The 2,785-nt window shown below is 65.5% G+C and carries 5 protein-coding genes and 1 tRNA gene; all 6 read right to left on the bottom strand.

Features of this window, described 5'->3' with window-relative positions:
• Positions 1 to 267 precede the first annotated feature (267 nt).
• A complete protein-coding gene (gene rplA, locus AC30N0_RS15415; protein WP_489518783.1) occupies positions 268 to 1,005 on the bottom strand; it encodes a 50S ribosomal protein L1 in 738 nt (245 codons plus the stop codon).
• Between the two features lie 2 nt (positions 1,006 to 1,007).
• Positions 1,008 to 1,442 carry a 50S ribosomal protein L11 gene (gene rplK, locus AC30N0_RS15410; protein ID WP_489518782.1) on the bottom strand — a complete coding sequence of 145 codons (435 nt, stop codon included), beginning with the start codon at positions 1,440 to 1,442 and terminating at the stop codon, positions 1,008 to 1,010.
• Between the two features lie 64 nt (positions 1,443 to 1,506).
• On the bottom strand, positions 1,507 to 2,091 hold the full coding sequence (nusG, locus tag AC30N0_RS15405) for a transcription termination/antitermination protein NusG (protein WP_489518781.1): 585 nt from the start codon (positions 2,089 to 2,091) through the stop codon (positions 1,507 to 1,509).
• Between the two features lie 12 nt (positions 2,092 to 2,103).
• Positions 2,104 to 2,496 carry a preprotein translocase subunit SecE gene (gene secE, locus AC30N0_RS15400; protein ID WP_489518780.1) on the bottom strand — a complete coding sequence of 131 codons (393 nt, stop codon included), beginning with the start codon at positions 2,494 to 2,496 and terminating at the stop codon, positions 2,104 to 2,106.
• Positions 2,497 to 2,553: 57 nt separating this feature from the next.
• Positions 2,554 to 2,629: transfer RNA gene (locus AC30N0_RS15395), tRNA-Trp, on the bottom strand.
• A gap of 16 nt (positions 2,630 to 2,645) precedes the next feature.
• The coding region (locus tag AC30N0_RS15390) for an EF-Tu C-terminal domain-related protein (RefSeq protein WP_489518784.1) at positions 2,646 to 2,785 on the bottom strand (140 nt) is incomplete at its 5' end.

Here is a 2,785-nt window from a genome sequence, read left to right as displayed (position 1 = left end):
GCCACGTCCGTCACCACGGTCTGTTTCTCGTTGCGATTGAGACTCAAGGTCTGCTCCTCTCATCATGTGCCCGGCCGCCATCGGCCTCGGGACACGCCACGTTCAGCGACCTTTCGAACGGATCTCGAATCCTTTCGACGGGACCGCCATCTGCGCTGGCCATTAAGCAGCCCGGACGGGCCGCACCAGCGGTCTTCGATGGCCCGCGACTGCCGGTTGCCCGGCGGCCGAGGCCCACCATCTCGAACTTCTGCCTTTTGCGCAGCCTCAGGCGGCGGTCGGCGCCGCGTTGATCGTCGCCACGTCGACCCGGGCGCCGGCACCCATCGTCGACGACAGCGCCACCTTGCGCAGGTAGATCCCCTTGCTCGACGGCGGCTTGGCCTTGTTGAGCGCCTCGATCAGCGCGCGCAGGTTGGCGACCAGCTTGTCGGACTCGAACGAGCGACGGCCGATCGTCGCGTGGATGATGCCGGCCTTGTCGACCCGGAACTGCACCTGGCCAGCCTTGGCGTTGCGCACCGCCTGCGCGACGTCGGGCGTGACCGTGCCGACCTTCGGGTTCGGCATCAGGCCACGCGGCCCCAGGATCTGGCCGAGCGTGCCGACGACCCGCATCGTGTCCGGCGAGGCGATGACGATGTCGAAGTCCATCTTGCCGCCCTTGATCTCGGCGGCGAGGTCTTCCATGCCGACGATGTCCGCGCCGGCGGCCCGCGCCTCGTCGGCCTTGGCGCCCTGGGCGAACACCGCCACACGCTTGGTCTTGCCGGTGCCGCCGGGCATGACGACCGCGCCGCGCACGACCTGGTCGGATTTCTTGGCGTCGATGCCGAGCTGCACTGCGACGTCGATCGACTCGTCGAACTTCGCGGTCGCGCACTCCTTGACGAGCGCGAGCGCGCTGTCGAGCGGGTAGAGCTTGGTCGAGTCGACCTTGCCCTTCATGGCTTTCTGCCGCCTGGTCAGCCTGCCGTCGGCCTTGCTGTTGCTCTCGCTGGCCATGGTCAGACCACTCCTTCCACGGTGATGCCCATCGAACGGGCGGTGCCGGCCACGGTGCGGACGGCGGCCTCGAGGTCGGCGCCGGTCAGGTCACGCTGCTTGGCCTTGGCGATCTCCTCGACTTGGCCGCGCGTCAGCTTGCCGACCTTGTCGAGGTGCGGCTTGGCCGAGCCCTTCTCCAGCTTCAGCGCTTTCTTGATCAGCACCGACGCCGGCGGCGTCTTCAGGATGAAGGTGAACGACTTGTCGGCGAAGGCGGTGATTACCACCGGCAGCACGAGCCCGGGCTCCATGCCCTGAGTCTGGGCGTTGAAGGCCTTGCAGAACTCCATGATGTTGAGCCCGCGCTGACCGAGGGCGGGGCCGATCGGGGGCGACGGGTTCGCCTTACCGGCCGGGACTTGCAGCTTGATCAAGCCGACGATCTTCTTTGCCATGAATGGCTCCTTTCGAGTTCAAGCGCCTGCGGGCCGAAGCCCGCGCAGCTCCTCGTTTAGTGAATCAAACCTTCTCGACCTGGGCGAAGTCGAGCTCCACGGGCGTCGCCCGCCCGAAGATCGTGACCGCGACGCGCACCTTCGACTTGTCGTAGTTGACGTCTTCCACCGATCCGTTGAAGTCGGTGAACGGGCCTTCCTTGATTCGCACCAGCTCGCCCACTTCCCACTGCACCTTCGGGCGCGGCTTTTCGACGCCTTCCTGCATCTGCGAGACGATCTTCAGCACCTCAGCCTCGGAGATCGGCGACGGGCGGGTCTTTTGCCCGCCGACGAAGCCGGTCACCTTGCTCGTGTGCTTCACGAGGTGCCAGGAGTCGTCGCCCATCTCCATCTCGACCAGTACGTAGCCGGGGAAGAAGCGCCGCTCGCTGACCGACCGCTTGCCGTTCTTGAGCTCGACGACCTCTTCCATCGGCACCAGGATGCGGCCGAATTTTTCCTTGAGCTCCGAGCGCTCGATGCGCTCGCGGAGGTTGCGCTCGACCGCCTTCTCCATGCCTGAATAGGCGTGGACGACGTACCAGCGCTTGTTCGCTGCCGGCGCGTACGTCTCGGGCGTGACGGGATCTGCACTTGCTTCTGTCATTTCGATGGCTCCCTAGCGCTTCCAGCCCAGAACCAGGTCGTAGAGCACCCATTCGAGCGTCTTGTCCGTGAGCCACAGGAACAGCGCCATGACGACGACGAAGGCGAAGACATAGGCGGTCATCTGCAACGCTTCCTTTCGCGTCGGCCAGACGACCTTCTTCACCTCTCGCGACGAATCCTTGCCGTAGGCGATCAGCTGCTTGCCGGGCTCGGACGTGAAGAACGCGGCCAGGGCGGCGATGAACAGCGCGAACATCGCCGCGACGCGCATCCACAGGTCCTGCTTGCCGAGCATGTAGAAGACGACGACGGCGGCGACGACGAGGATGGCTGCAGCGGCCAGCCTGGCCTTGTCGGCGCCGGACGAGACGGTCTCGACGGGAGGAGATGCTGGAGTTGCCATGTACTGCTGCTTGCCTGCGGCCTGTTCGAACCTGCCTGGTGGTCGACTAACCTGCCGTGGCAGGGGCGGAGGGCATCGAACCCCCAACCTCTGGTTTTGGAGACCAGCGCTCTGCCAATTGAGCTACGCCCCTTCGGATTCGACCCCGCCTATTCGAGGATCTTTGCCACGACCCCGGCGCCGACGGTGCGGCCGCCTTCGCGGATGGCGAAGCGCAGGCCTTCTTCCATGGCGATGGGGTTGATGAGCTTGACGGTGATGGCGACGTTGTCGCCCGGCATCACCATCT

The organism is Rhizobacter sp., from assembly GCF_031412495.1.
GTDB lineage: Bacteria > Pseudomonadota > Gammaproteobacteria > Burkholderiales > Burkholderiaceae_C > Schlegelella_A.
This window is presented reverse-complemented; position numbering and strand designations above follow the sequence as displayed.